At 42.7% G+C, this 23,712-nt stretch carries 26 protein-coding genes and 1 riboswitch; of the genes, 13 read left to right on the plus strand and 13 right to left on the minus strand.

Translation table 11 applies throughout. The features are described 5' to 3' along the window. Window positions 1-3: 3 nt before the first annotated feature. Genes ACSFC1_RS03645 through ACSFC1_RS03655 form a run of 3 tightly spaced genes read right to left on the minus strand, consistent with a single transcriptional unit; the run spans window position 4 to window position 4,578 of the window. Window positions 4-1,530 (minus strand): ABC transporter ATP-binding protein, encoded by a 1,527-nt coding sequence (locus ACSFC1_RS03645; RefSeq protein WP_435564767.1) that lies wholly within the window; start codon window positions 1,528-1,530, stop codon window positions 4-6. Window positions 1,531-1,576: 46 nt separating this feature from the next. Continuing rightward, window positions 1,577-2,659 (minus strand): BMP family lipoprotein, encoded by a 1,083-nt coding sequence (locus ACSFC1_RS03650; protein WP_435564768.1) that lies wholly within the window; start codon window positions 2,657-2,659, stop codon window positions 1,577-1,579. Then, window positions 2,656-4,578 (minus strand): hypothetical protein, encoded by a 1,923-nt coding sequence (locus tag ACSFC1_RS03655; protein WP_435564769.1) that lies wholly within the window; start codon window positions 4,576-4,578, stop codon window positions 2,656-2,658. The genes ACSFC1_RS03650 and ACSFC1_RS03655 overlap by 4 nt, the downstream gene beginning before the upstream one ends. A gap of 185 nt (window positions 4,579-4,763) precedes the next feature. On the opposite strand from ACSFC1_RS03655, the gene ACSFC1_RS03660 reads away from it, so the two are divergent. Continuing rightward, window positions 4,764-5,741 carry an AfsR/SARP family transcriptional regulator gene (locus ACSFC1_RS03660; protein WP_435564770.1) on the plus strand — a complete coding sequence of 326 codons (978 nt, stop codon included), beginning with the start codon at window positions 4,764-4,766 and terminating at the stop codon, window positions 5,739-5,741. A 204-nt stretch (window positions 5,742-5,945) separates the two neighbouring features. Then, on the plus strand, window positions 5,946-6,266 hold the full coding sequence (locus ACSFC1_RS03665) for a hypothetical protein (protein ID WP_435564771.1): 321 nt from the start codon (window positions 5,946-5,948) through the stop codon (window positions 6,264-6,266). On the opposite strand, the gene ACSFC1_RS03670 is transcribed toward ACSFC1_RS03665, so the two are convergent. From ACSFC1_RS03670 to ACSFC1_RS03710, 9 genes are all read right to left on the minus strand, one after another. Continuing rightward, window positions 6,263-7,036 carry an ABC transporter ATP-binding protein gene (locus ACSFC1_RS03670; RefSeq protein WP_435564772.1) on the minus strand — a complete coding sequence of 258 codons (774 nt, stop codon included), beginning with the start codon at window positions 7,034-7,036 and terminating at the stop codon, window positions 6,263-6,265. The two genes, ACSFC1_RS03665 and ACSFC1_RS03670, sit on opposite strands and share 4 nt — an antisense overlap. After that, a complete protein-coding gene (locus tag ACSFC1_RS03675) occupies window positions 7,029-8,015 on the minus strand; it encodes a FecCD family ABC transporter permease (RefSeq protein WP_435564773.1) in 987 nt (328 codons plus the stop codon). Before ACSFC1_RS03675 ends, ACSFC1_RS03670 begins: the two co-directional genes overlap by 8 nt. Before the next feature lies 1 nt (window position 8,016). Then, complete coding sequence (locus ACSFC1_RS03680) at window positions 8,017-8,910, minus strand: ABC transporter substrate-binding protein (RefSeq protein WP_435564774.1); 894 nt, start codon at window positions 8,908-8,910, stop codon at window positions 8,017-8,019. 53 nt (window positions 8,911-8,963) lie between these two features. Beyond that, a riboswitch (cobalamin riboswitch) is annotated at window positions 8,964-9,139 on the minus strand. Beyond that, a complete protein-coding gene (locus tag ACSFC1_RS03685) occupies window positions 9,139-10,383 on the minus strand; it encodes a hypothetical protein (protein WP_435564775.1) in 1,245 nt (414 codons plus the stop codon). Its footprint overlaps the riboswitch before it by 1 nt. Then, entirely contained in the window at window positions 10,380-11,465 is a 1,086-nt protein-coding gene (locus tag ACSFC1_RS03690; protein WP_435564776.1) for a DUF362 domain-containing protein, read from the minus strand. The genes ACSFC1_RS03685 and ACSFC1_RS03690 overlap by 4 nt, the downstream gene beginning before the upstream one ends. Before the next feature lie 10 nt (window positions 11,466-11,475). After that, complete coding sequence (locus ACSFC1_RS03695) at window positions 11,476-11,829, minus strand: DMT family transporter (protein ID WP_435564777.1); 354 nt, start codon at window positions 11,827-11,829, stop codon at window positions 11,476-11,478. Then, on the minus strand, window positions 11,829-12,701 hold the full coding sequence (locus tag ACSFC1_RS03700; protein ID WP_435565975.1) for a decaprenyl-phosphate phosphoribosyltransferase: 873 nt from the start codon (window positions 12,699-12,701) through the stop codon (window positions 11,829-11,831). The genes ACSFC1_RS03695 and ACSFC1_RS03700 overlap by 1 nt, the downstream gene beginning before the upstream one ends. Before the next feature lie 85 nt (window positions 12,702-12,786). Next, on the minus strand, window positions 12,787-13,890 hold the full coding sequence (locus ACSFC1_RS03705) for an ABC transporter ATP-binding protein (protein WP_435564778.1): 1,104 nt from the start codon (window positions 13,888-13,890) through the stop codon (window positions 12,787-12,789). Between the two features lie 2 nt (window positions 13,891-13,892). Then, window positions 13,893-14,159: a type II toxin-antitoxin system Phd/YefM family antitoxin gene (locus ACSFC1_RS03710; RefSeq protein WP_435564779.1), complete on the minus strand. Its 267-nt coding sequence runs from the start codon at window positions 14,157-14,159 to the stop codon at window positions 13,893-13,895. 111 nt (window positions 14,160-14,270) lie between these two features. Between ACSFC1_RS03710 and ftcD the strand changes: the two genes are divergently transcribed. The 11 genes from ftcD to ACSFC1_RS03765 all read left to right on the plus strand — a co-directional run bounded on the left by ftcD (window position 14,271) and on the right by ACSFC1_RS03765 (window position 23,093). After that, window positions 14,271-15,194 carry a glutamate formimidoyltransferase gene (ftcD, locus tag ACSFC1_RS03715; protein ID WP_435564780.1) on the plus strand — a complete coding sequence of 308 codons (924 nt, stop codon included), beginning with the start codon at window positions 14,271-14,273 and terminating at the stop codon, window positions 15,192-15,194. Beyond that, the gene (hutI, locus tag ACSFC1_RS03720; RefSeq protein WP_435564781.1) at window positions 15,191-16,390 is read left to right on the plus strand and encodes an imidazolonepropionase; all 1,200 of its coding nucleotides are present in this window, start codon (window positions 15,191-15,193) and stop codon (window positions 16,388-16,390) included. Before ftcD ends, hutI begins: the two co-directional genes overlap by 4 nt. Continuing rightward, a complete protein-coding gene (locus ACSFC1_RS03725; RefSeq protein WP_435564782.1) occupies window positions 16,380-16,838 on the plus strand; it encodes a 23S rRNA (pseudouridine(1915)-N(3))-methyltransferase RlmH in 459 nt (152 codons plus the stop codon). Before hutI ends, ACSFC1_RS03725 begins: the two co-directional genes overlap by 11 nt. A gap of 15 nt (window positions 16,839-16,853) precedes the next feature. Next, window positions 16,854-18,146, plus strand: a complete 1,293-nt coding sequence (locus ACSFC1_RS03730) for a hemolysin family protein (RefSeq protein ID WP_435564783.1) — start codon at window positions 16,854-16,856, stop codon at window positions 18,144-18,146. Then, window positions 18,121-18,519 carry a cytidine deaminase gene (locus ACSFC1_RS03735; RefSeq protein ID WP_435564784.1) on the plus strand — a complete coding sequence of 133 codons (399 nt, stop codon included), beginning with the start codon at window positions 18,121-18,123 and terminating at the stop codon, window positions 18,517-18,519. Before ACSFC1_RS03730 ends, ACSFC1_RS03735 begins: the two co-directional genes overlap by 26 nt. Before the next feature lie 5 nt (window positions 18,520-18,524). Then, a complete protein-coding gene (gene era, locus ACSFC1_RS03740) occupies window positions 18,525-19,421 on the plus strand; it encodes a GTPase Era (protein ID WP_435564785.1) in 897 nt (298 codons plus the stop codon). 2 nt (window positions 19,422-19,423) lie between these two features. Continuing rightward, a complete protein-coding gene (locus ACSFC1_RS03745) occupies window positions 19,424-20,497 on the plus strand; it encodes an alanine/ornithine racemase family PLP-dependent enzyme (protein ID WP_435564786.1) in 1,074 nt (357 codons plus the stop codon). Between the two features lie 2 nt (window positions 20,498-20,499). Further along, entirely contained in the window at window positions 20,500-21,861 is a 1,362-nt protein-coding gene (gene uxaC, locus ACSFC1_RS03750) for a glucuronate isomerase (protein WP_435564787.1), read from the plus strand. Between the two features lie 24 nt (window positions 21,862-21,885). Beyond that, entirely contained in the window at window positions 21,886-22,041 is a 156-nt protein-coding gene (locus ACSFC1_RS03755; protein WP_435564788.1) for a hypothetical protein, read from the plus strand. A gap of 142 nt (window positions 22,042-22,183) precedes the next feature. Then, window positions 22,184-22,579, plus strand: coding sequence for a glycerol-3-phosphate acyltransferase (locus ACSFC1_RS03760; protein WP_435564789.1), 396 nt, complete (start codon window positions 22,184-22,186; stop codon window positions 22,577-22,579). Window positions 22,580-22,925: 346 nt separating this feature from the next. Next, window positions 22,926-23,093 (plus strand): hypothetical protein, encoded by a 168-nt coding sequence (locus ACSFC1_RS03765; protein ID WP_435564790.1) that lies wholly within the window; start codon window positions 22,926-22,928, stop codon window positions 23,091-23,093. Here ACSFC1_RS03765 and ACSFC1_RS03770 read toward each other — a convergent pair. Beyond that, on the minus strand, window positions 23,079-23,654 hold the full coding sequence (locus ACSFC1_RS03770; RefSeq protein WP_435564791.1) for a pyruvate kinase alpha/beta domain-containing protein: 576 nt from the start codon (window positions 23,652-23,654) through the stop codon (window positions 23,079-23,081). The genes ACSFC1_RS03765 and ACSFC1_RS03770 overlap by 15 nt on opposite strands. Window positions 23,655-23,712 lie beyond the last annotated feature (58 nt).

Consider the following 23,712-nt stretch of genomic DNA (forward strand, 5'->3'; position numbering starts at 1 on the left):
TCTTTACACCCTCCTGATTTCTTCGAATTTATGTCCAGCCATCATCAAACCTATTTCTTCAACAGTTACCTCCTGTGGGTTGACCTCCCCCATGATCTGTCCACTGTACATGACGGCAATTCGATCGCTGAGTGACATTATTTCATCGAGCTCCATCGAAACGAGCAGTATCGCAACCCCTGAATCGCGCAACTCTATAAGAGTTTTGTGAATGAACTCGATTGCACCGACATCGAGTCCACGGGTTGGCTGAGAAACGACGATCAACTTCGGCTGTGCACTCATTTCGCGGGCAACAACAAGTTTTTGCTGGTTGCCACCAGAAAAATTCATTCCCAGCATCTTGATGTCCTTTGGTCTGACATCAAATTGCGAGAAAACCTTAGTTGTGAAGTCGTATATACTCTTATGATCGAGAAAATCATCCCTTGCAAAGGGTTTTACGTAATGTCGCCCCAAGATCATGTTGTAATAAGCTGGGTACTGTAGAATCAAACCATATTTGTGTCTGTCTTCCGGGATATGAGCCATACCTCTTTCACGAAGCTCTCTAACACTCTTGTTTGTGACGTCCTCACCTAAGAGAACTATCTTGCCTTTTTCAGGCTTTCTCAAGCCAGTGAGGGCTTCGACCAACTCTGACTGTCCATTCCCCGCCACTCCAGCTATTCCATATATCTCTCCTTTTCTAACTTGAAAACTCACACCTTTCACAGCATCAAGTTTTCTGTAATCTTTCACCCACAGATTTTCAACCTTGAGTACCACTTCGGAAGGTGTTGCTGGAGGTTTCTGAACAGTGAAGACTATCTCTCTGCCCACCATGAGCCTTGCGATTTGCCTGACATCTGTTTGGTTCTTATTCAGTACCCCTGTGACTCTTCCTTGTCTCATAACGGTTATTCTGTCGCTTATTTCCATGACTTCATTCAGTTTATGTGAAATGAATATTATGGTCTTCCCATCGTCTTTGAGTTTTCTCAGTATGTAAAACAGCTCTTGAGTCTCCTGTGGTGTCAGTACAGCCGTTGGTTCATCGAGTATTAAAACCTCTGCACCTCTGTAAAGCGTTTTGATTATCTCTACACGCTGCTGCATGCCAACCGGTAAATCTTCTATCTTTGCCGTTGGATCAACGTACAAACCATAGGATTTAGAAAGTTGTTCAACTTTTGTGCGAGCCTCTCTTGCATCGAAGACAATACCCTTAGTTGTTTCTGAACCGAGTACGACATTTTCTGCAACTGTGAGATTGTTCACCAACATGAAGTGCTGATGTACCATACCTATTCCTTTAGCTATAGCGTCACGAGGTCCTTTGAAAGAGACCTTTTGTTCAAAGATTCTTATTTCACCAGAGTCTGGTTTCAACAAACCATAGAGCTGGTTCATCAAAGTGGTTTTCCCAGCACCATTTTCACCAACTATTGCATGAATTTCTCCTTTGAAAACAGTTAAGTCTACATGATCATTTGCGAGTACTCCCGGGAACTGTTTGACAATCTGAATCATTTCAACGGCCTTTTCCACGTCAGATCCTCCAAAGTCAGAGGGGGCATACGCCCCCTCAATCTTTTCAGAATGGGAAGGTTATCGAAGGTACTTGGAAAGCCTTCAGTGCGTCTTCTGTGTCTGGTATGGTGATCTTTCCATCCTTGATCAGTTTTGTGAGATATTCAAGTTCTGCGATAACTGAGTTTGGTACCATACCTTTGGTGTACTTCATCGGGCTTACCCCGGCGCCATCTTCTTTTATACCCAACACCTTCAAGCCACCTTCAAAGGTACCTTCCCACGCCGCTTTGACACCGTAATATGCAGCAGCAGAGATACCTTTTGTGGCACTACAGAGCACGACACCAGGTGCCATATAGTCCTGATCGACATCAACGCCAATTGCGAAGAAACCTTTCTTGTTCTTCATGTAGTAATCGATGATGTCCACGAGTTTGTCAGAACCAACAAGGGCAGCCATCTTTTCTCTTGCGGCTTCTATACCACCATTACCACAAGCACCTGCAGCCAAGAAGACTATATCTGCGCCCTGTGCGTACTGCGCGAGTGTGAGGTCTTTACCTTTCTTCGGATCTTCAAAGTCATTGGTGTATCCTTTGAGCACTTCAACTTTTTTCTTGTGCAGGGTTGAATAGATCTTTGCACCAGCCTCGAAACCATAGCGGAATCTTTCAACCGGTGGAATAGCGATGCCACCAACAAACCCAATCTTTCCGGTGGCAGTCATAGCAGCTCCTATGTATCCGGCATAGAAGCCAGCTTGTTCTTCTTTGAAGATGTAGCAGATCACGTTCGGAAGGTTCTGTCCTTCGGGTGGAGTGATGTCTATTCCGATGAAGTAGGTGTTTGGGAACTGTTTTGCAACCTTGAAGAGCGCATCGGTCATCATGAAGCCAACTGCAAAAACAACATCAGCTTGCTGTGCTGCTTTGGTCAAGTTTGGAACATAATCAGCCTGTTCGTAAGACTGAATAACTTGTGCTTCTGCACCGATTTCCTTAGCCGCCCTCAGAGCACCTTCCCATGTGCCATCGTTGAAGGACTTATCACCGAGTCCACCGACGTCTGTAACCATGATCACTTTGAAACCCATTGCGAAAACGGCAACCGCTACCAACAGAGAAAACACTACAAGCCTTTTCATACCGCTTTCTCCCCCTTTCTGAAGAGTTTGTAAAGATTGAAGATCACCAGAACTATCACCACAATAAATATACCAGGGTTAACCCAACCAGATGCATCGAATCTCAGTGTGGGTATCCCCTGTTCCACAAAAACCTCAAAGTTCTTTATGGAAAACCATTTCATAACAGTGCAAACTCCCAACACAATTGAAGGCAAAGCGAAGATTTTTTCTTTGAAAATGATAGAGCACAGATAGACTATCATGAAACACAGCATGATCGATAATGTGGTTCTCTCTCTACTGAGTGGTATGTCAGGCTTCCCAGCTTCAAGACCATTGTAATGATCAAAAGGTATCTTCGAAAACAGGTTTGACAGGATAGGGTACTTAGCGTTGAAGAGTTCTTTCAAATACAGTTCAAAGTCCTTTCTCAAATAATCAGCTGAGTAGGTCATAACTCTATCAACATAACGCTGAAACTTCTTGTAGCTCGATTGAAAGTCAGAGTTTCTGCTCTTTTCATCGAGCAAATATGATTGAAGATCTTTTGATGGACCTGAAAAAAGTGTGAGTCTCTTCTCAAAACCGTCGCTGTTATAGAAGTCAAAAGATGGTGAAAAATCAATGTACACTGACGAGATTGTCAGTTCTTCAAATGCCTTCATCTTCTGTGCTCTACTCAAAGTGTCTGCGAATTCAGTTAAAACCTTCTTGGTTTCATCCATACTCACGTAAAGTGTTGAAGACATGGAACGGGTGAGGTATGAAAGTTTCGAAAGCTCGTCTTGAAAGAGTTCTTTTTTCAACGCAGAATAGTATATCGACTCTTTCAACTGCTCAAAGTTGTTCATTGAGAGAGCATCGCAGCTAAAAACGAAAGGTATGAAGAAAACGACAATAGCCACACAGCCAATCGTCAACTGGACAAAACCTCTTTTCTTCAGATTCTCTCTGAGCACCAACAGCAGCGCAAACAGGAAGCTCGAGACTGCCACAAGACCATACAGCAGAGATTCAGCTTGTGAGAGAAAATCAAAAAGATAGAGCAAATAGAAGATCTCGAAGGCTATCACAAGAGACAAAACAATCTTCAAAACTTTGTGGTTCCTGATAGTCAGAAAGATCAAGAAAAGGTATACGAGAAACCTCAACCACCATGCCTTTGAAAGTTTCGAGGTAAGAGTCACTGCTTTTTGTGCCACCTGGGCTTGAAAGGTGGTGATGGGTTTCGATATGTCTCGAGCCACAAATGCTGATTCTCTGTTGATATGTGCCGCTGCACGTGTTGGGTCCTTATTGAGGTTTTCAAGAGTTCTTTGCAGTGCTTCACTCAATATCTGCTTCACATATGGATCTGAATAAAAGATACCCAGATCATTCAGATGTTGTAAATTTGAAGGTGGCACAAAAGTATAATCAATTTCCAGTTGCGCTATTCTTTCCACATCAACTGGGGGTTTTTCTTGACAAAGTCCGAGTTGATAGCTCATTATCCATGCGAAGAATGTTCGGGCTTCTTTACTAAGGGTATCGCGATATGAACTGAAGAACTTCACAAAGGCACTGTTTTTCATGATACTGTCGGTACTCAGGTTGGTTCTGTTCATCTTTGCAACTAAGTAAGAAAGAAACAAACTGTACGCAAGCTGTTCATCTTCGCTATTTGGCTGCGCTACATCATAGATTGTCCCAAGATAGTCACCAACATCTGGCATCGCCTCGCGTTTGTCTGATGAGCCGGCTATCAGAATTCTGTAATATCTGTACAGAGAGAGATTGTGTAGTTCTCTTTCGACCAAACTCAAAAATGGATCGTCAGTCTCCCCACGGTTGTACTGATCGACCAGTTGTCTGTATATTCGCAAGGAGTTTTCCATGTTCAGTGCAAATACTCCAAGTGCCAAAGATAGCGAGAATACTAACAACAGTTTTCTCATCAGAGACCTCCCTGCCTCGAGATTCCATAGGATATAATACACGAACTTCATTCTGACGTACAAATCACAAGAAATGTCTAAGTTGTTACGATTTATCAAAACTGGTTACCCATGTCTCACTTCTGCATATAATATAACTATAGACAATAAATAATACTTGTGATATAATCAATAGGGGGATTGATATGCTAAGCATCACAACTTTCGGTGTCTTCACGGTCGCATCAGATGGCGAAAAAATTGACTTATCAAAGATCAAATCTCGCAAGGCAAGAGATCTGTTGAGATATTTTGTGGTATTTCGTCGCAAATATATTCCCAGCGATATTCTGTGTGAAATCTTTTGGCAGGACATGGACGAAAAATATGCCAAGATGAACCTGCAAAGTACCGTTCATATGCTGAGAAAATCTCTTGGCAAGGACAAAATAGCATTTCAGAACGGAAGTTATTGCTTTGATCCATGTGATGTTGTAGAAATCGATGCCGACAAATTTGAAACTCTTATCCGATCAGCCAGATCTACCCAGGACAAATCCCAAAAAAAGAAGTTCCTCGAGGATGCAATAATGTTATACAAAGGAGAGTTCTTGCTGGAAGACCTCTACCAAGATTGGTCAACACAGTCTCGTGAGTACTACAAAGATCTACACGTGCAGACTTTGATAGAATTAGCACAAATTTTGATTGAAGAAGACTCAACAGACAGAGCTATAGAGATTCTAAGAACCGCCTTGTACGATGATCCATTTGAGGAAAGAGCAGTTTTCAACCTCATGAGGGCCTATGCGAGAAAAGGATGTTCATCAGAGGCTATCAAGACCTATTTGAGATTCTCTGAGATGTTGAACAAGGAACTTCAAATCAAGCCATCCAAGGAACTGGTGCAGTTTTATGAATCAATTCTAAGAGGTGATTTGGAGGACAAATGGTTGATTATTGTCGAAGGCCCAAGTTGTTCTTCAAAAAGAGAGCTTGTGATACAAGAGCTCGAGCGTTTAGTCAGAGAAAGAGATGAAATCCAGGTGCTCTCTATGGACAAGATTGGCATCTTGATCAACGATGTTGCACAGCAGGTGGCAGATAACATTTATCAGAGAGTTAAAGGTTCACTGGACGGTAACCTGACTGACGTGAAGGTGTATTTGAGGAAGGCGCGCTGAACTACTCGGCAGGAAATATTGCTTCGCAGTCTTCTCCCAGAACAGGTGAAATGAAAGACAGTACTACTCACAATTTGTCGTGCCTCACAGAGAGATATTTTCAATGTCTTTTCAGGATTTATTAAACAGATTTTCAGAATGAAATGCCACAATTACATTTGTCAGTATTCGTTGTCATCCTTAAACTCTTAGGTGGGGATTCAGATGGCATACAAATTCAAGTGTCTCAATTGTGGGGAGATAACTTATTCAGCGGCGCCATTAGAATATCAGAAAAACAAGAGCTGTCAAAACTGTGGTGGCAAGATAATACAGGTCTATCCCCCGATGCGATTAGGAGAGATTCTGCTTCAGCTTGAAGCCGTAACTCAAGAGGAACTCAACGAAGCCCTCGCGATACAAAGACGTATGTTGACAAAAGCAACAATTGGGAAGATCTTGCTGAGACTACAACTTGTGAACCAACTTGACCTTGAGAAAGCTCTAAAGATACAGCAGGAGATGCTCAGTGGTATAACACATTAATAGAGGAATACAGGCCTGCTTGTCTTTTCATCTGTCAGTATTGAGAGATGAACATCATATATTCTCTCAAGAATATCTGTGTTGATTGTCTCATCAGGAGAACCGCAGAAGAGTATTTTTCCATCTTTCATCAGTACCAATTTATCGCATACTTCAACGGCAATGTTTATATCGTGAAAGGTCGCAATCAAGGTTTTCCCATCTTCATGCAAAGTTCTCAAGAGTTCTCTTATCTTCACCACATGCCCTGGGTCCAAATAGGCAGTTGGTTCATCGAGCAATAAAAGATCTGTTTCTTGAGCAAGTATTCTTGCGATGGCAACCCTTTTTTGTTCACCGGAGCTCAGATTGTGAAATGGTTTGTCGATGAACTGAACGGCATCCACCTTCTCAAGGGATTTTCTCACACATTCTAGATCTTCGCTTGTCCAAGTTGCGAAAAAGTCCCTTGCGTATGGTAATCTTCCCGTTAGAACGATCTGCTTCACCGTGTAGTTATAAATAGGCGCAAAATCTTGTGTGACAAACCCCAAGATCTTCGCCAGCTGTTTTCTTTTCATTCTGTATGGATCTAAACCATTTATCCTGACAATCCCACTGTAAACAGGCAGAAGACCTGATATGACTTTCAGCAATGTCGTCTTTCCGCAGCCATTAGGCCCAAGTATTCCAACAAACTCTCCTTCTTTAACAGAGAGGTTTATCCCATCGAGTGCAAACCTTGCATTGTTGTACCTGAACTTCACGTCTCTCAAGACTATCTCAAGCATTTCGCTCACCCCTTTTCAGAAGCACAAACATCAAGGGAGCACCTACAAAGGCAGTAATGACACCTATCGGCAACTCAGAAGGGCTGACTACAGTCCTTGCTATCGTATCACAGATGCACAGAAAGATGCCTCCAACCATCGCACTTGATATGCTCAACAATCTGTAATCGTTTCCGAATAACCTCCGTGCCATATGTGGTGTAATCAACCCAACGAAGCCTATTACGCCAGTTACAGAAACTATCGTAGCCGTGGTGAAACTGCCAACTGAGTAGATCAAGAGTTTCACAAATTCCACATTCACCCCTGAGATCTTTGCCTGTGTTTCACCTAAGGAAATCGCATTCAGTTGTTGTGCCAATCCCACCGATATCATCACAAACCCAACGATTGAAATCAACGCAGTAGGCAGATCCTTCCACTCAATGCCAGAAAGGGTTCCAAAGAGCCACACATAGGCGTGGGTGATGTTCTTTCTGAGTAACATCAAGACCATTATTGTGCCAGAACTGAAGAGTATACTCACCAGTACTCCACTGAGTATCAATTCTGTCAGAGGCATCGTTCCATTTCTTCTTGCCAAAACGACTGTCATGAGTGCAGCCAAGATAGCAAAACCAAAGCTTATCAAAGGCATTCTGTAGAGTAGAGAAAAACCATACACATCTGCAAGCAAAAGCGAAACAACTGCACCAAAAGAGGCGCCAGAGGAGACACCAAGGAGGTATGGATCGACAAGAGGGTTTCTGAGTAATCCTTGAAAAACGCCTCCAACGATGGCTAAGCCTGCACCGGCTATCACTGACATAATGACGCGTGGTAGTCTTATGTTCCAAATGATCTGCAGCCGTTCGCCTTTGAGGGTGAAGATAGTTCTGAGTACCTCTGTGAATGGTATCTTTGTTCCTCCAAAGCCACTACAGATTATCACAGTGCAGGAAAGCAAAAGGGCCATCAAGAAGAGGCGTAAGGGTTTCACGTCATTTACCCCCGTAAAAATCGTTGTAGAACTTCTCTACAAACTCTATGATCTGCGGCACAGGTAAAGACAGAAGATATCCGTCATAAATATAGATTCGATTATTTACCACCGCCTTGAGATTCTTGAAAGCCGAATATTGTTTGATCTTTTCTACAATTTGTTGCTCGGCGCCTGGAAGGTAGTTTGCGATCATCAGCACATCTGGATTCTGTGCGACGATAAACTCTGTCGAAATCGGTAACCACCCATTCGGTCCTGCGTAGTTTCCTGCTATGTTAACCCCACCAGCTAAAGTGATCATGTCGTTGAGGTAAGAACCTTGACCACACGTCCAAATCTCTCTCACTTCAGGACCAGGTACATCGAGCAGATAAGCCACTTTGACCCTTTTTTCTAAAGGTATGTTATACGCTTTTTTGGCGATAGATAGATATTTGTTTTCAAGTTGCTCTACCAGTTTTTTTGCTTCATCTGATTTGCCCAAGATGGTTCCGACTAAGATCAAGTCATTGAGGATCTGCTGTATAGTATTGGCGTTCAACACAACAGTAGTCAACTTCTGTTGTTCTAACTTCGAGACTTCCGTTAACTGAAAACCTCCGAAGATGAGTACTAAATCAGGCTTTAAACTCAGCACTTTTTCAACGTTCAAGGGCACTAAGTCTCCTATTCTTTCTGCCTGAAAGTCATCTTGATTTGTGACGCCAACTACTCTGTTTTCCATCCTCAAATACTGCAGAAATTTTGTCGTAGATGGTGCGGCGCAGACTATCCTCTTTGGTTCTGAATTGATCGTGACAACTCTGGCGGCGTCGTCAAAGATCGTGAGTGGGTACGCAATGGCAAGAAAAACCATCAAGACGATCAGAATAAGACTGAGAACCTTCCTCATTTCAATACCTCCTTTGCAAAATTTTCCACCACCTTCTTGGTTTCGAAGAAAGTGGTGGTGTCTGCCAAAGGGCAGGTCTCCCGACTTCTGGATCATCCTACTCCCCACGCCTTCCCGGCTTTGCCAGTGGCTCTTGTGGGTTTCGTCCCCAGTTACGGTGGCGTCCCCGTGCCGGACTTGCACCGGCTTCCCTTTTAAACCTCTTGGTACCCTCTGACGCCTCTTTATTCACTTTTCATTTTTATTATACAACGATTCCACCCCGCACCAAAATATGGGGAAAAGATATGCCATCACTGGTAAAAAGAGACGAATCTCTCTGGTCATAGCAGCAAAAAAATTCACAACACCAAACAAGATCATCCACAACCAGGTCTTTTTGAAGAAGTACGATTCACCGATCTTTTTAGCAAAAGACAAAGGCAATGAAAGAAAGATCATTGGGTAAACGAATGCCCAGGGATCATGAATGTTTTCCACAATATGATTTGGCTCAACATAATAGGTTGCGTTTGAAAAGACGATCTTTGATAAAACAAAGGTTATGAGAATAGGAATAAAAACCAGCACACTCTGTTTTAAAAACTTCGATCTGCTCAACGGCAGGTTGTACAAGCTGTAAATGACCGCTGTAAAGAACGCATGATCTGTTCTAGCAAAGGACTGAACTATGACGAGCATCAGTATTATCGGCCACGGCTTTCTTTGGTGAATGACGATCAAACCCACGAGAAAGAGGAAGACAGAAAGAAGAAATTCGTACTGGGCAAAGTCACCATAGCCAAATGTTAGAAAAACAGAGTACGCAAAGAGTGAGACATATGCAGTGAAGTCGCTAACAAAGAGTTTCATCCAAAGATAAAGAATCAACAGCAGTAGAAATGTGAATGCAAATCTCATTGTTGCATAACCATTCACAACCTTGTTCAAGTCGCTCCTGTTGTCGAAAAGATCAACAATGACAGTTGGATATTCTTTAGCGAGATCACGTAGGCTTTGAACTGGATCGATGATGATATTCTTCCAGCCAAAGTTGTTCGCAATAGAAAGAATCAGATTAGACACCACGGGATTTTTCGTAAGTTTCAGAAGTTCAGCTGATAGGAATTTTTCAAGATCTTCAGCAAATTTCTCTCTCTCTTCTGGAGGAAAGAACGCATCTATGTTCCTGCGATACGATTTCAATGCGAATTCACGTGTGTCAAATCCAAGCCAGCGTTCCAGCTTTGTGTACGTACTGCTGTACCATCGAATTGGGATGTGTTTGAAAAAATACTCTACCAAAGGGTAAGGAAGATATCTGTACTGATTTGGTGCTACACCTACGCCTCTCAACATCTTTTTATGTGTTTCATACAGAAAAATTCTCCCTACTGTACTGAAGCTGTCTTCAGCCAACCAAAATCCAATCGATGTTGTGATGTAGGCAAGTACTAAGACAGTCAGAAAAATCAAAAGTGTTTGTCTCTTCATCGGTATGCCTCCCACAGTTTACCCCAGGGAGTTTTCTGCTTCCATTCATTGAAGATTTTCCTTCCCTTCGCATTCCACCAGAATCTGTCGTGGTAGATCTCTGAAGCCAGAACGAAGATGTATACCAAAGGTGTTCTGAAAAATAGTTTCTGAAGTCTTTTCAACGGTCCAAACCATATAAAATCTCCAACTCTACTCGCCAGATTGTCACCGACTGTGAATTTGTAGTTCAGTTGTGAAATATCAAAGCCAACTATTTCAATCTTCTCAAGTCTTCCATTTCCAAGACCTTCTTCGTCTGCCATTCTTATATAGTCTATCTCCATAGGATCAAAACCCATTATCTTAGCAGCAACAGCATCTATGGCAACCTGATCAGAACTTGCCAAGATCAGATCGGTTTGAACAGGTTTGAGTGTTCTTGGTCCAGGACCATTCCCAGCTGTAGTACCATCCATAACGGCGAAGATACCTGTATGTATTTCCTTTTGAATCTTCAAAAGATCGACTAATGTTTCGTGAATCCAGCTGTGTGCGTAATGTCTCTTGGTGTTCAAAAGCCCTCCAAAGGCGTTCTTCATAGCTCCCGTTGTAGTCGTGTAAATGTGACATTTCATTGTTGGAAGGTGCACTATGTTTTTGCCGAAGAAAAAATCGGGCAATCGAATTCCTTCAGGAAAGATCTTGTCCAAGGCACTGAGTTTTGATTTTGGTTTGTATTCAATCCACTTCATGTGTTCTGGTTCAAAGTTGTACAAGATCGGCACTTTATATTTCGAATAGACCACGTCGAATTTGTTCAGTTTCTCACCATGCTTAGGGCGCGTTACAACAGTCTTGTTTTCGACTGCGACGATCCTTTCAAATCCATGTTTTTTCAGACCGAGAATAGTCCCTTCAAGTTGCCAGGGTGTCGTGTTTGCCGACGGCATTGGTAAATGCCAGGAAATATTGTCTTTCAAAATCGTTTCTGCGTTCTTATCAAGGGCACTTTCAATCTCTGCCATCTCAAGTAGTTTCACATAGTCCTGTAAGATTGACTCAGGCTTTGTTTTCAAAACGGCTACCTTTGACTTTTTCAACACCATCACCTCATGTGGTTGAAATTATCCAAATACCAATCGCAATTATCAGAATGCCGAGTATTTTCCAAAGAGAGAAAGTCTCTTTGAAAAGAAAGTACGAAAAGAGTGAGACAATGACAAAACCAGCACTTGTCATGACTGGATAAGCAACGCTCAACTTGGCTTTGGTCAATACCATCGTGTAAAAGATGAAAGCTAATCCAAAACAGAATAGTCCCAACCAAATGTAGACGTTCTTGACTGTGCTCAACAGCAGTTGTTTAAATCCTTTGGTTTCAAGAGAGGGTGCGCCTACTTTCACAAAGACGTTGGCGAGTGCATTTGCAATTATTGCCGTTATGAGTAAAAGAATTTCTCTCATCAAATGCCTCCTTTTGCGTAGACAATGAGAACGCAGCTTATAAACCAAAGCAAGACAGAGAGCACCATACCTTTGTCTCTCAAAAGGACTTCTGTTGGTTCACCTTCGCCATTTTTCAAGAGCAGGAAGATATATCTGAAGATGCCATAGACCACAAAAGGTATTGTGTAATACAATTTGTCTGTTTTGAATTGTTGGATCGTTCTTGCATCGAGTGTGTACAACGTATAACAAACCATCGTAGCTGTACCAGTAGATATCATGATGTTCCCAAGCAAGTTCACATCGTAGTACTTCAAGATCTTTCTGTAATCTTCTCTGTTTTTGTTCAAGGAGTTTAGCTCTCCTCTTCGCTTTCCAAAGCCAAGAAACAGCGCCAAGAAAAAGGTGCATGTCACAAGCCAGCCGGAGGGTGAAACGCCAATTGCATAACTTCCACAGATGACCCTTAGACCAAAGCCTGCCGCAATACAAAAGATGTCGATCAAAATCATTTCTTTGCCTTTGAAGGTGTAAAAGAGATTCAAGATCAAATAGCACAAGAGACATACAACTACTTGCCAGTTCAGCAAAAACCCGAGCACAAAAGAAATTGCAACCAGTAAAATTACAATGAAAAATGCCACACCGATTTTGACTGAACCTGAAGCGATTGGTCTATTTTTCTTGGTTGGGTGAAATCTATCAAAAGGTGCGTCTTTAATGTCGTTCAAAATGTATACACCACTCGAAAGTGCACAAAAAGACAAAAGGGCGATCATCGTAGCATACAAATGCTTCGTCTCGAAGAGCCTTCCAGCAAAGACTATGGGAACTACGACAAAGAGATTTTTGATCCAATGCTTTGGTCTGAGTAATCTAATAAGGTCCAGAGAAAAACCCCCAAGAGAGCTCCTTCACGAGCATTATACCAAAGAAAAACGGGGGCCGTTGCCCCCGCAGTAATGAATTGCTCAATCAGATTATCGCCTGCTGCGTGTCCTTGTCGAAGATGTGAATCGTGTTCATGTCGAAGACCAAATCTATTTTCTCGCCATCCTTGGCTTTTGTTCTCGGGTCTACTCTTGCCACAATTGAATCTTCTCCAGTTGTGACATGCAAGAGTGTTTCGCTACCGAGTGGTTCCACAACATCGACCATACCTTGGATGGTGTTCTCAGGTTGTGGCGCCAAAGCAAATAGCTTGTCGAAGATGTTCTCAGGTCTTATGCCAAAAATGACTTGCTTTCCTACCCAGCTTTCTAAGATTGGCTCGTGTTCTTTCACTGCTTTGACTTTGAAGCCAGAAGTTTGTATCCAAATACCACCTTTTTCTGCCACTATTGTTGCGTCCACAAAGTTCATCGCTGGACTTCCGATAAACCCGGCAACAAAGATGTTCGCAGGTTTGTTGTAGATATCGTAAGGTGAACCAATCTGCTGTATTAAACCGTCTTTCATAACCACGATTTTGTCTGCCATCGTCATTGCTTCAACCTGGTCGTGAGTGACGTAAACTATAGTGGCTTCAAGTCTGTGGTGGAGTTTTTTCAGTTCACTTCTCATCTGGACTCTAAGTTTCGCATCGAGGTTTGACAGTGGCTCATCGAACAAAAAGACCTTTGGGTTTCTCACAATTGCCCTTCCGACTGCCACACGCTGTCTCTGACCACCTGAAAGCTGTCTTGGTTTGCGATCGAGTAGTTCTTCAATTCCAAGTATCTTTGCGGCTTCTTTGACTCTCTTGTCGATCTCTGCTTTTGGAAACTTTCTCAGTTTCAAACCAAACGCCATGTTCTCGTAGACTGTCATATGTGGATACAGTGCGTAGTTCTGGAAGACCATCGCGATGTCTCTGTCCTTTGGTTCGACATCGTTGACAACCTTACCATCGATCTTGATAGTTCCTGAGGTGATCTCTTCAAGCCCCGCGATCATTCTCAGAGTAGTTGTCTTTCCACAGCCAGATGGTCCAAGCAAGACCACAAACTCCTTGTCGTTGATCGTGAAGGTTGCCTCTTTCACTGCTGTCACTTTGTTGTCGTAGACTTTCGTGACCTTCTCAAGATCTACTTGCGCCATTGCTACACCTCCTCAACGTCTTCTTCCAGCAGATTGTCTCTATTCACTTCATCAAACTTCGATGGATCACCGACTTCGAGTAAATACAAATCGTACAAATCATCGATCAACTTTGTCATTCTCTTGTACCTCTCGTAGTCGATCATAACAACACAAGGTTTTCCATTTTTCGTTATCAAAACATCGCTACTGCGCACCATCTTCACAACCTCTGAAAACTTTGCCTTTGCTTCAGCAAGGCTGTAGAAAATCTCGTTGTTTTTGCGCAATTTGGATCCTCCTGACCACAATTATAGTCATATTATCACTCAAAGTCAAGTTGCAATCTTCAACAGCTCACAGATGATATAATCTGCTTGTGAAAACAGGAGGTGAACCTTGTGAAGATCATAGAGTCAGCACCGAACTTCAGTGAGGGCAGACGGGAGGAAATAGTCAGAGAAATAGTTTCTAAGGCGGAAAATGTTAAAGGAGTCTGGGTTTTAGATTGGTCGATGGACGTTGACCACAACAGATCTGTTGTCACGCTCGTTGGTACTCCAGAACCACTGCTTGAGGTTTTGTTCAACATGGCTCAGAAGGCAACAGAACTCATAGATTTGAGGACTCACAAGGGTGAACATCCACGAATGGGAGCGACAGATGTGATACCACTGGTTCCAGTTATGGGTACAGAGATGGCAGAGTGTGTTGAGCTTTCAAAGGTATTGGCTAAGAGAATCGGTGAAGAACTCCAAATACCAGTTTATCTCTATGAAAAATCTGCCAGCGCACCTCATCGAGAAAATCTCTCCGAGATAAGAAAAGGTGAGTTTGAAGGATTCTTTGAAAAGATAAAGGATCCAAACTGGAAACCGGATTTTGGTCCTCAGAGAGTTCATCCAACGGCAGGTGTGATGGCTGTTGGAGCGAGGGAGTATCTAATCGCCTTCAACGTGAATTTGGGTACAAACAGATTGGAGATAGCAGAGAAGATTGCCAAGGCGGTAAGGCACATCAGCGGTGGCTATAGGTATGTGAAAGCTATAGGTGTTGAACTCAAAGACAAAGGTATAGTCCAAGTTTCGATGAACATGACAAACTATAAAAAGAGTCCTCTTTTCAGAGTCTTCGAAACTATAAAACGAGAGGCACAGAGATATGGAGTTCCAGTAGTCGGTACCGAGATCATTGGGATGGTTCCGATGCAATCGATGCTGGAAGTTGCTGAGTATTATTTGCAACTTGATGACTTTGGCATGAGCAGAGTCATTGAAAACCGTATCATCGAAATCTTGACAAAGGAAGGTGAGAAACAACCTTGAGCAACTTAGTGGTACATGCAAAAAAACTATACACACCAACAGGCGATAAGCCAAAAAGAGGACGAGAGCTTTCGCAAATCGAAAGATTACAAGATGTCTACATCTGCATCGATGATGGCATAATCAGTGAAATAACACACCAAAGACCATCTTCAGCCATAAGATATCTCAGTGCAGATCTAGTTGTTCCTGGCTTTGTAGACTGTCACACTCACATACCTTTTTACGGCTACAGAGAATTTGATTTTCTCAGAAGAACTGGTGGCTTCAGTTATCTTGAGATCCACACCAGCGGCGGAGGTATTCACGAAAGTGTTGAAAAGCTCAGAGAGGCTTCACTGAGTGAACTCATATGTTTCAATTTGAAGTTGGTCGAGAGGTTGTTCAGAAAAGGAGTAACAACACTTGAGGGTAAGTCGGGTTATGGTTTAGACAGAGAAAACGAACTGAAACAACTTCAAGTTTTGAAGGTGCTTTCAAAGATGACGCCAGTTGATCTGGTCTTCACCTTTATGGGAGCACATGCGATAGCGAAGGGAAAGTCTCAGAGTGAGTACTTGCAGATGCTCGTCGAGATGCTTGATGTGGTGAAAGAAGAATGTGATTTTGTGGATGTCTTTTGCGATGTAGGTGCTTTCGACATAGAAAACACTGAAAGATATTTGAAGATCGCTAAAGAAAAAGGTTTCCAATTTCGCCTTCATGCAGATGAAATCGAAAGAACAGGCGCAACTCAGTTGGCAGTCAGTCTTGGAGCAGTTTCGGCAGATCATCTGCTGAAGATCACTGAAGAGGACGTGCGGGCTATCTCTGAGAGCAATACGATTGCTGTTTTGATGCCCGCAACGAGTTTCTATCTTTCTGATAGCTACGCTCCTGCCCGTGAATTGATAGATTCAAACGCAATCGTGGCTTTGGGGAGCGATTTCAATCCTGGCTCGAGTGCGGTGATTGAACCATCTTTCGTGATGCATTTAGCAGTCAAGCAACTGAAGATGTCACCAAGGGAGGTTTTGACTGCTTTTACGCTCAACTCAGCCAGTGTGTTGAAGTTGGAAAAGAAGGTTGGAACCATAGAGGTTGGAAAGCAAGCAGACATGTTGCTTTACAACGATGCTGATTTGGAAACCTTGACCTACTTGATTGGCATCATTCCAGATGTAGTTATCAAAAGGGGACAGATCTTTGAGAATTGAAATCTATGTCGTGGGTAAATTGAAAGACTTTGCAAAGATTGGTGCACAAGAGTACATAAAAATGCTTTCAAAGTATGCCGATGTAAAAGTTTTAGAGCTCAAGCATACCAAGATCTCAGATGAAGATCAGAGCACTGTGAAGCAAGACAGCCAACGTTTGTTCTCTCGTTTGAAAGAATCTGATTACGTCATCTTACTCGATGAGAAGGGTGAAGAATGTGATTCATTTGGTTTTGCTAGAACTCTTGAATCTTTGATCTTGCAACACTCAAAGGTGATCTTCATTGTTGGTGGTCCTTTTGGTGTGGACAACTCTGTTAAAGAAAGGGCAGATCGTTTGTTTTCACTCTCAAAGTTAACCATGACACACCAACTTGCTACAGTTGTTTTGCTTGAACAACTTTTCAGAGCTTTCAAGATCATCCACGGTGAAAGGTATCATTATTGAGGAGGTGGTGTCAAAGTGGATGATCCAGCGAGTAGTATGTCGATCTTTTTCTATTTCATCTCAATAGTTGTATTGATATTTCTCTCTGGAATCTTTTCGGCATCGGAAACAGCTCTCACTTCTGTGAGTAGGCTGAAACTCTTAAAAAAGGATGAAAAGGAAAAAATCCACAGAGTGAACAGACTTTTGACTGCTACTTTGGTTATGAACAACTTTGTAAATCTTTTGATTTCCTCAATAGCCACTCTTTTACTCGTTCGATTACTCAAAGGTGTAAGCAATGGGGTGATAGCGTTATTGGGTACCGTGTGCACTACAGTTGTTATTCTGTTGTTTGGTGAGATCACACCAAAGATCTACGCCAGAGAGTATTCGGAAAAAGTCTATGGAATGACGGAGAAAATCTTGACGTTCTTTGAAAGATTACTCAGCCCTGTGATCAAGTTCTTGCTGTTTTTGAGCAATAAGATCGTGAGGATCTTCGGTGGTGAAGCTATGGAGGATGCACCCTTCATCACCTCTGAAGACATAATCGAGGCTGTGAACATAGGAAAAGAAGACGGCACGATAGACCATCAGGAAGGGATGATTGTTCAGAGAACCTTTCAGATGAACGAGACCGCAATAAAAGAAATAATGACACCAAGGGTTGAGGTCGTTGCGGTGGAAGAAAATGCCTCTTTGTATGAATTGATGAAAGTCGTCAACGAAGAAGGCTATTCGCGCATACCTGTCTATCGTGAAGACATCGACAACATCGTAGGTGTGTGCTATGCAAAGGACGTGGTTGGTTACATCCAGGAAAACAGTGCAGAGAAGCTTCAAGAGAAAAAAGTAAAGGAAATTATGAGAGAACCAATCTTCGTTCCCGAAACGATGAGAGTCGGCACTTTGCTCAAAATCTTCAAAGAGAAAAAGGTGCACATTGCTATCGTTGTGGATGAATTCGGTGGAACGGCTGGCATAGTGACCTTAGAGGACATCCTCGAGGAACTGATCGGTGAAATCATGGACGAGTACGATTACGATGAGATGAGTGGTATCAGAAAGATGAGTGAAAACAGTTATCTTGTCAACGCAACTACGCCCATAAACGATCTCGAACGAGAGCTTGGTGTATATTTTGAAGAGACAGAACACGAGACACTGGCAGGTTATCTATTGGAACTCTTTCAGAGGATACCCACAGTGGGTGAAGAAATAGACGTAGGGCAATTTCATTTCAGAATCGTTGCGGCAACGAAGAACAGAATCGAACGAGTCTTGATGACTATCAAACGAGGTGATAACACTGTTCAAGAGAGATGAAGAACTCATCGAATTGGCAATCGAAGCCATGAAGAACGCCTATGTTCCATATTCTGGTTTTCGAGTAGGAGCTGTTGTCCTTACAAAAAGTGGGGAGCTTTTCACTGGTTGCAACGTAGAAAACTCCTCATATGGTCTAACGATCTGTGCAGAGAGGGTTGCCATCTTTAAAGCTGTGGCAGCAGGCGAGCGCGAAATAGAAAAACTCGTTGTCGTGGCAGACACACCAGAACCAGTCAGTCCATGTGGCGCTTGTCGCCAGGTCATGAGTGAGTTTGGTGACTTTCAAGTGATCCTCGCCAATCTCAAAGGAACATTCAAAGTGACAAAGGTCAGCGAACTGCTTCCTCATGCTTTCAAGCTCCAGAGGTGAGAGTTTTGAGATCTGGATTCGTCACTCTTGTTGGGAGACCGAATGTCGGTAAATCGAGTCTCGTCAACGCCTTTTTCGGCAGAAAGGTACTGATAGTCTCTGACAAACCTCAGACTACACGCAACAAAATCAGTTGTATTTACACAGACGATGATTGTCAAATAGTTTTCACAGATACTCCTGGTATACACAAACCAATTCACAGGCTCGGTGAGTTCATGGTCAAGGTAGCGATTCAAGCTATGAAAGGCTGTGATCTAATTCTCTTCGTTGTAGATGCATCGAAGGGGTATTCTGAACCAGAGAAGAGAATCTGCGATTTACTTCGCAGGTCTAATACCAACACATTCTTGGTTGTGAACAAGATCGATCTTGTTAAGGATTCAAAAGAGATCGAAAGGATAGTTCACAATGAGTGCAATCTTTTCAGCAAGAGTTTTTTCACAAGCGTTGTACAAAACCAAGGAGTAGTTGAACTTTTCGAGGCCATCAAAGCGGCAATGCCTGAAGGACCTATGTACTTTCCAAAAGAGATGCTCACCGATAGACCGATCTCCTTTCAGGCTGCCGAGTTGATACGCGAGAAGGTTTTATTACTCACGAGAGATGAAGTTCCACACTGTGTTGCAGTTATCGTCGACGAGGTAACAGAGAAGGAGAACTTGCTCTACATCGCCGCAACCATATATGTCGAGAGAGATTCTCAAAAGGGTATATTAATAGGCAAGAACGGTTCTATGATCAAGCAGATAGGTACGCTTGCTCGAATGGAGATCGAGTCAATTGCTGATAGGAAAGTCTATCTCGATCTTCACGTGAAGGTGAAAAAGAATTGGCGAGACAAAGATTTCATCATTTTGAACGAGATAGGAATGAAAGACGAGATAGATCAAGGAGGGTAGAGATGCCAAAGCTGTACATAAACCTCGAGTCTATAAAAGAGAACACTCAGAGAATCTTTGAAAGATGTCATCGATCAAGTGTAGAACTCGTAGGGGTCACGAAGGTAAGCTTGGGAGATCCACAGATAGCAAAGGTCATGAGAGAAGCTGGGGTCAAAATCATAGGCGATTCGAGAGTTGAGAACATCGAAAGGATGCTACAAGCTGGTATAGATGGTCCTTTCATGATGCTTCGAATTCCCCCAAGGGAAGAGTTGCAAAAGATAGTGAAATTGTGTGAATACGTTCTCGTTTCAGAGTTGAAAACAGTTCAATGGATAGAAGAGATCTCAGGCAAGCTGAACAAGTCTGTCTCTTTGATATACATGGTAGATGTCGGTGATCTCAGAGAAGGTGTTTGGTACAAAGAGGCAGTTGAAGAGATCGTTCAAGCTATTAGACTCACCAAAAAGGCAAAGATCATCGGCATCGGGACCAACTTAGGTTGTTACGGTGGTGTAATTCCCTCAGTGAAGAACATGAGTACGCTCGTTGAAATCAAAGATTTAGTTGAGAAAAAAGTTTCCTATCAGTTGACAGTTGTTTCTGGTGGTAACACATCTGCACTCAGATTGCTCGAAGACAACTCTTTGCCTTTCGGTGTGAACCAATACAGAATAGGTGAGGCAATTTTCTTGGGGAGTGATGTCACAAATAACAGAGTTATCGATTGGTTGAGACAAGATACCGTACTTTTAGAGGCTCAAGTCATAGAGGTGAAGACAAAACCTTCAGTTCCAGAAGGTGAGATCGGTCAAGATGCCTTTGGCAGAAAACCAACCTTCAAGAACAAAGGCTTGCGCAGACGGGCAATATTAGCCCTCGGAGAACAAGATGTTGCTTCGACAGGTTTGAAACCACTTGAATCTGGTATTGAGGTGATACACGCTTCAAGTGACCACACTATAGTTGACATCACCGATGCAAATAGAGAGATCGCCATCGGTGATACCATCACCTTTTCTTTGAGTTACGGTGCTCTGCTCAGGGCGATGACATGCCCGCATGTGCAAAAACTCTATCAACAGGGGGAGTGAACATGGCTTTTCTGGGCGAAAGGTATCTACTCACAAATGAAAGCGCTGTGGAATTGTACGAAGCGGTGAAAGATCTTCCAATAGTCGATGCCCACAATCATGGAGATGTAAAGGAGATCGTTGAAAACAAGGGTTGGAATGATATATGGGAGGTGGAAGCAGCCACCGACCATTATGTGTGGGAATTGATGAGGCGTAGGGGTGTATCAGAGGAGAAGATAACTGGCACTGCTTCAAATTGCGAAAAATGGCTTGCTTTGTCTGAAGTTTTCCCCAAATTCATCGGCAATCCAACCTACGAATGGATTCATCTTGATCTGAAAAGGCGTTTTGGTATAGAAGAAGTTATTTCAAAAGAAACAGCCGATTTGATCTGGCAGAAGACCAAGGATATTCTGAAAGAACCAAGAATGAAACCGCAAGCACTCTTGAAAGAAATGGGTGTACAGGTGATGTGCACTACAGATGATCCAACCTCTGATTTGCGCTATCACAAGATGGCATCTGAATCAATCGAGGGTATAAGAATACTTCCAACCTGGCGTCCAGACAGAGCTTGCAGAATAGACAGAAGCGATTGGAAAAAGTTTCTTGTCGATCTTTCTCAGGCTACAAATATCGACGCTAATACTTTCAAAGGTTTCCTCGATGCGCTGAAAAGGACTCACGATTATTTCGATGAACTTGGTTGTGTCTGCAGTGATCATGCATTGCTATATCCTGTAGCGAGATACGTGAAAGAGGATCGCGCACAAGAGATATTCAACAGGGCACTTAAGCAAGAGATCACAAAAGAAGAGTTTCTCGATTTCCAATCTTATATGCTTTACTTTTTTGCACAACTTGATTTTGAGAAGAACTGGAAGATGCAACTACACATAGGAGCACTGAGAGATTACAGAGACAAGCTCTTCGAAAGACTTGGACCAGATAGCGGTGGAGATATCAGTGCTGGGTATGTGGATGTTGCAACTGGTATGAGAGAGTTTTTCAATGCCTTTGATGGAAAGACCAGCTTTGTACTCTATTGTTTGGACATGAGTTATCTTTCAGTCATGGCAACGATCGCGAGGGCTTTTGAGAATGTTTTTCTGGGAGCGCCGTGGTGGTTCAACGACAGTCCTTTTGGAATGCAGCTACAGTTGCAATACATAGCATCAGTGGATTTGCTCAGCAACTTTGTTGGGATGGTTACAGATTCAAGAAAGCTCATGTCTTATGGCTCAAGAACAGAGATGTTCAGACGCATTCTTTGCAATGTAGTTGGAGAGATGGTTGAAAGAGGACAAGTGCCACTGAAAGAAGCACTTGAATTGTGTGTTGAGCTTTCCTACACAAGGCCAAAGGAGTTTTTCTTTGGTTGATCTTTTCAAAAGAGGTGAACGGTGGTGGAATACACCGAGGCAGACAAAAAGAAGATCGAGAAAAAGTTGAAAGAAGGTTATGAGCTGGTAGAAATTGTCGAGAAAAACAAAGACAGGTATGCGATCTTTCAAAAGAACGAACAATATGTGGCGGTGAAGCTTTCTAAGAAAAAGGTATGATATGGTTTCCACTGGTTATTGGCTATCTGCTCGGTAGCTTCTTACCCGCTTATTTTCTAACGAAATGGATCATAGGTGTGGACATACGCATCATACCGGTACCACAAATATATACAGATAAGCACGCTTCACGCCCGCTTTATTGACTGGCACTTACGATGTACTCAAGGGTATTCTTGCAGTGTCTATGTCAAGTTCTTTTGGCTATCATGAGACGATTTCTCATCTGAGCGGTCTTTGTGCGGTTGCAGGCCATGTTTTTCCCTTTTATCTTGGTTTTCGCGGAGGAAATGGAGCCGCAACGAGCGTTGGACTGTTGTTGTTCATGCTGTGGAAGATTGCCACAATGGTTCAATTGAGTACACTCCTTTCAGACTTTCTCATATTGCTTTCGATAGTATTGGTTTTCTATTTTTGTACAAAGAAAGGCGATATAATTGGACTTTTCGTTTTACCAGCTTTGGCACTCTTGATAGCCATCAGAATCAATTTTTCGCAAAGTTGGTTCACAGACACGTTGATAGGTATACTTTCATAAATCTCAAGAATATTTCTCAGGAAAAACTATTCACACTTAGAGAAGATACTCGCCCTTGGAGAGTCTACATTAGGCCTTTTTCGATGATACTGCTTTCCCTAAGTCTAATCACCACACGCAGAGGCTTTCTGACTTTAACGGGGACTGTTTTGTTGATTTTTCTCACAGTAGATGTCGCGCGCTTGTTGGCTAATCGTCACTTTCCTAAGAGTTTACACACCCGGCTTTATAGAGAAAGTGAAAAAGGAAAGATCTCTTCCATGTCGTTCTTTCTACTGGGAATCTTCATCTCTTTAAGGTTGTTCAACAAAACAGTTAAAGGATCACTCACAGATTTTGTAATCTGTTGTATGCTGCATATCTATTTGGCACGCTCAGAATCGTTGACTTTCACACTGGCTTGATTGGTGCCGTTGCCGCCACAGTCAGCGAACTTTTGCCAATAGACGTCAACGACAATCTCTCGGTTCCACTTCTTTCTGCCTTGGTGATGAGTTTATCAAGATTGCTGTGAACCTTGGTATTCCGATGGCATGCACAAAATCTTTCCTATTTTCAAATCAAGCATTCTTGAGGAATTTGCCGGCTTTATCACCATTGCAGTGTCTAAGCCTTTACTCGATCCACCACACGCAACAACCCATTCATCGCAGCGAACCAAGCCTGCATCAGCAGCCATGAGGGTTATTTCAACGCAGACCTTAACACCCTGGCTGAACAATCTCAGTGTGTTGGCTATGATCTCTGCTGTGTGTATGCCGTTGTACTCTCTGCGAAAAGCCCTTTCTACTCCCGATAAAACATGTGTAGCGCTGTGAACGAAATGTCCCCTTGCAAGAAGTTGTTCTCTCACCTGCTGGGAAAACTCATCTTGGTTTGGTTCTTTGAACCCAACATGGTGTGTTACAACGATCAATTTAACGTTATCTGGAACCATTTCAAGAGCTGCTTTCGCACTTTCTCCCCTTGTTGATGATATGATCATCTTTTTCAATCCAGCAGCCTTGAGTTCCGCAAATGCTATTTTCAGAGTTTCAGCTGTATTTGCCTCACCCTTCTGTGGGAAGAGTACCATTCTACTCACCTCACATAAATTCTACACGATGGTTTGGAGATTTTGTAATGTCTTTGTG

Origin of the sequence: Pseudothermotoga sp. U03pept (assembly GCF_051235805.1) — a bacterium.
Classification (GTDB): domain Bacteria; phylum Thermotogota; class Thermotogae; order Thermotogales; family DSM-5069; genus Pseudothermotoga_B.

What these genes read in the sequence shown, in the direction of transcription:
- ACSFC1_RS03650 (WP_435564768.1), bottom strand. Translation starts at nt 2,659, where the DNA reads ATGAAAAGGCTTGTAGTGTTTTCTCTGTTGGTAGCGGTTGCCGTTTTC.
- ACSFC1_RS03655 (WP_435564769.1), bottom strand. Translation starts at nt 4,578, where the DNA reads ATGAGAAAACTGTTGTTAGTATTCTCGCTATCTTTGGCACTTGGAGTA.
- ACSFC1_RS03660 (WP_435564770.1), top strand. Translation starts at nt 4,764, where the DNA reads ATGCTAAGCATCACAACTTTCGGTGTCTTCACGGTCGCATCAGATGGC.
- ACSFC1_RS03665 (WP_435564771.1), top strand. Translation starts at nt 5,946, where the DNA reads ATGGCATACAAATTCAAGTGTCTCAATTGTGGGGAGATAACTTATTCA.
- ACSFC1_RS03670 (WP_435564772.1), bottom strand. Translation starts at nt 7,036, where the DNA reads ATGCTTGAGATAGTCTTGAGAGACGTGAAGTTCAGGTACAACAATGCA.
- ACSFC1_RS03680 (WP_435564774.1), bottom strand. Translation starts at nt 8,910, where the DNA reads ATGAGGAAGGTTCTCAGTCTTATTCTGATCGTCTTGATGGTTTTTCTT.
- ACSFC1_RS03685 (WP_435564775.1), bottom strand. Translation starts at nt 10,383, where the DNA reads ATGAAGAGACAAACACTTTTGATTTTTCTGACTGTCTTAGTACTTGCC.
- ACSFC1_RS03695 (WP_435564777.1), bottom strand. Translation starts at nt 11,829, where the DNA reads ATGAGAGAAATTCTTTTACTCATAACGGCAATAATTGCAAATGCACTC.
- ACSFC1_RS03705 (WP_435564778.1), bottom strand. Translation starts at nt 13,890, where the DNA reads ATGGCGCAAGTAGATCTTGAGAAGGTCACGAAAGTCTACGACAACAAA.
- ACSFC1_RS03745 (WP_435564786.1), top strand. Translation starts at nt 19,424, where the DNA reads ATGCCAAAGCTGTACATAAACCTCGAGTCTATAAAAGAGAACACTCAG.
- uxaC (WP_435564787.1), top strand. Translation starts at nt 20,500, where the DNA reads ATGGCTTTTCTGGGCGAAAGGTATCTACTCACAAATGAAAGCGCTGTG.
- ACSFC1_RS03770 (WP_435564791.1), bottom strand. Translation starts at nt 23,654, where the DNA reads ATGGTACTCTTCCCACAGAAGGGTGAGGCAAATACAGCTGAAACTCTG.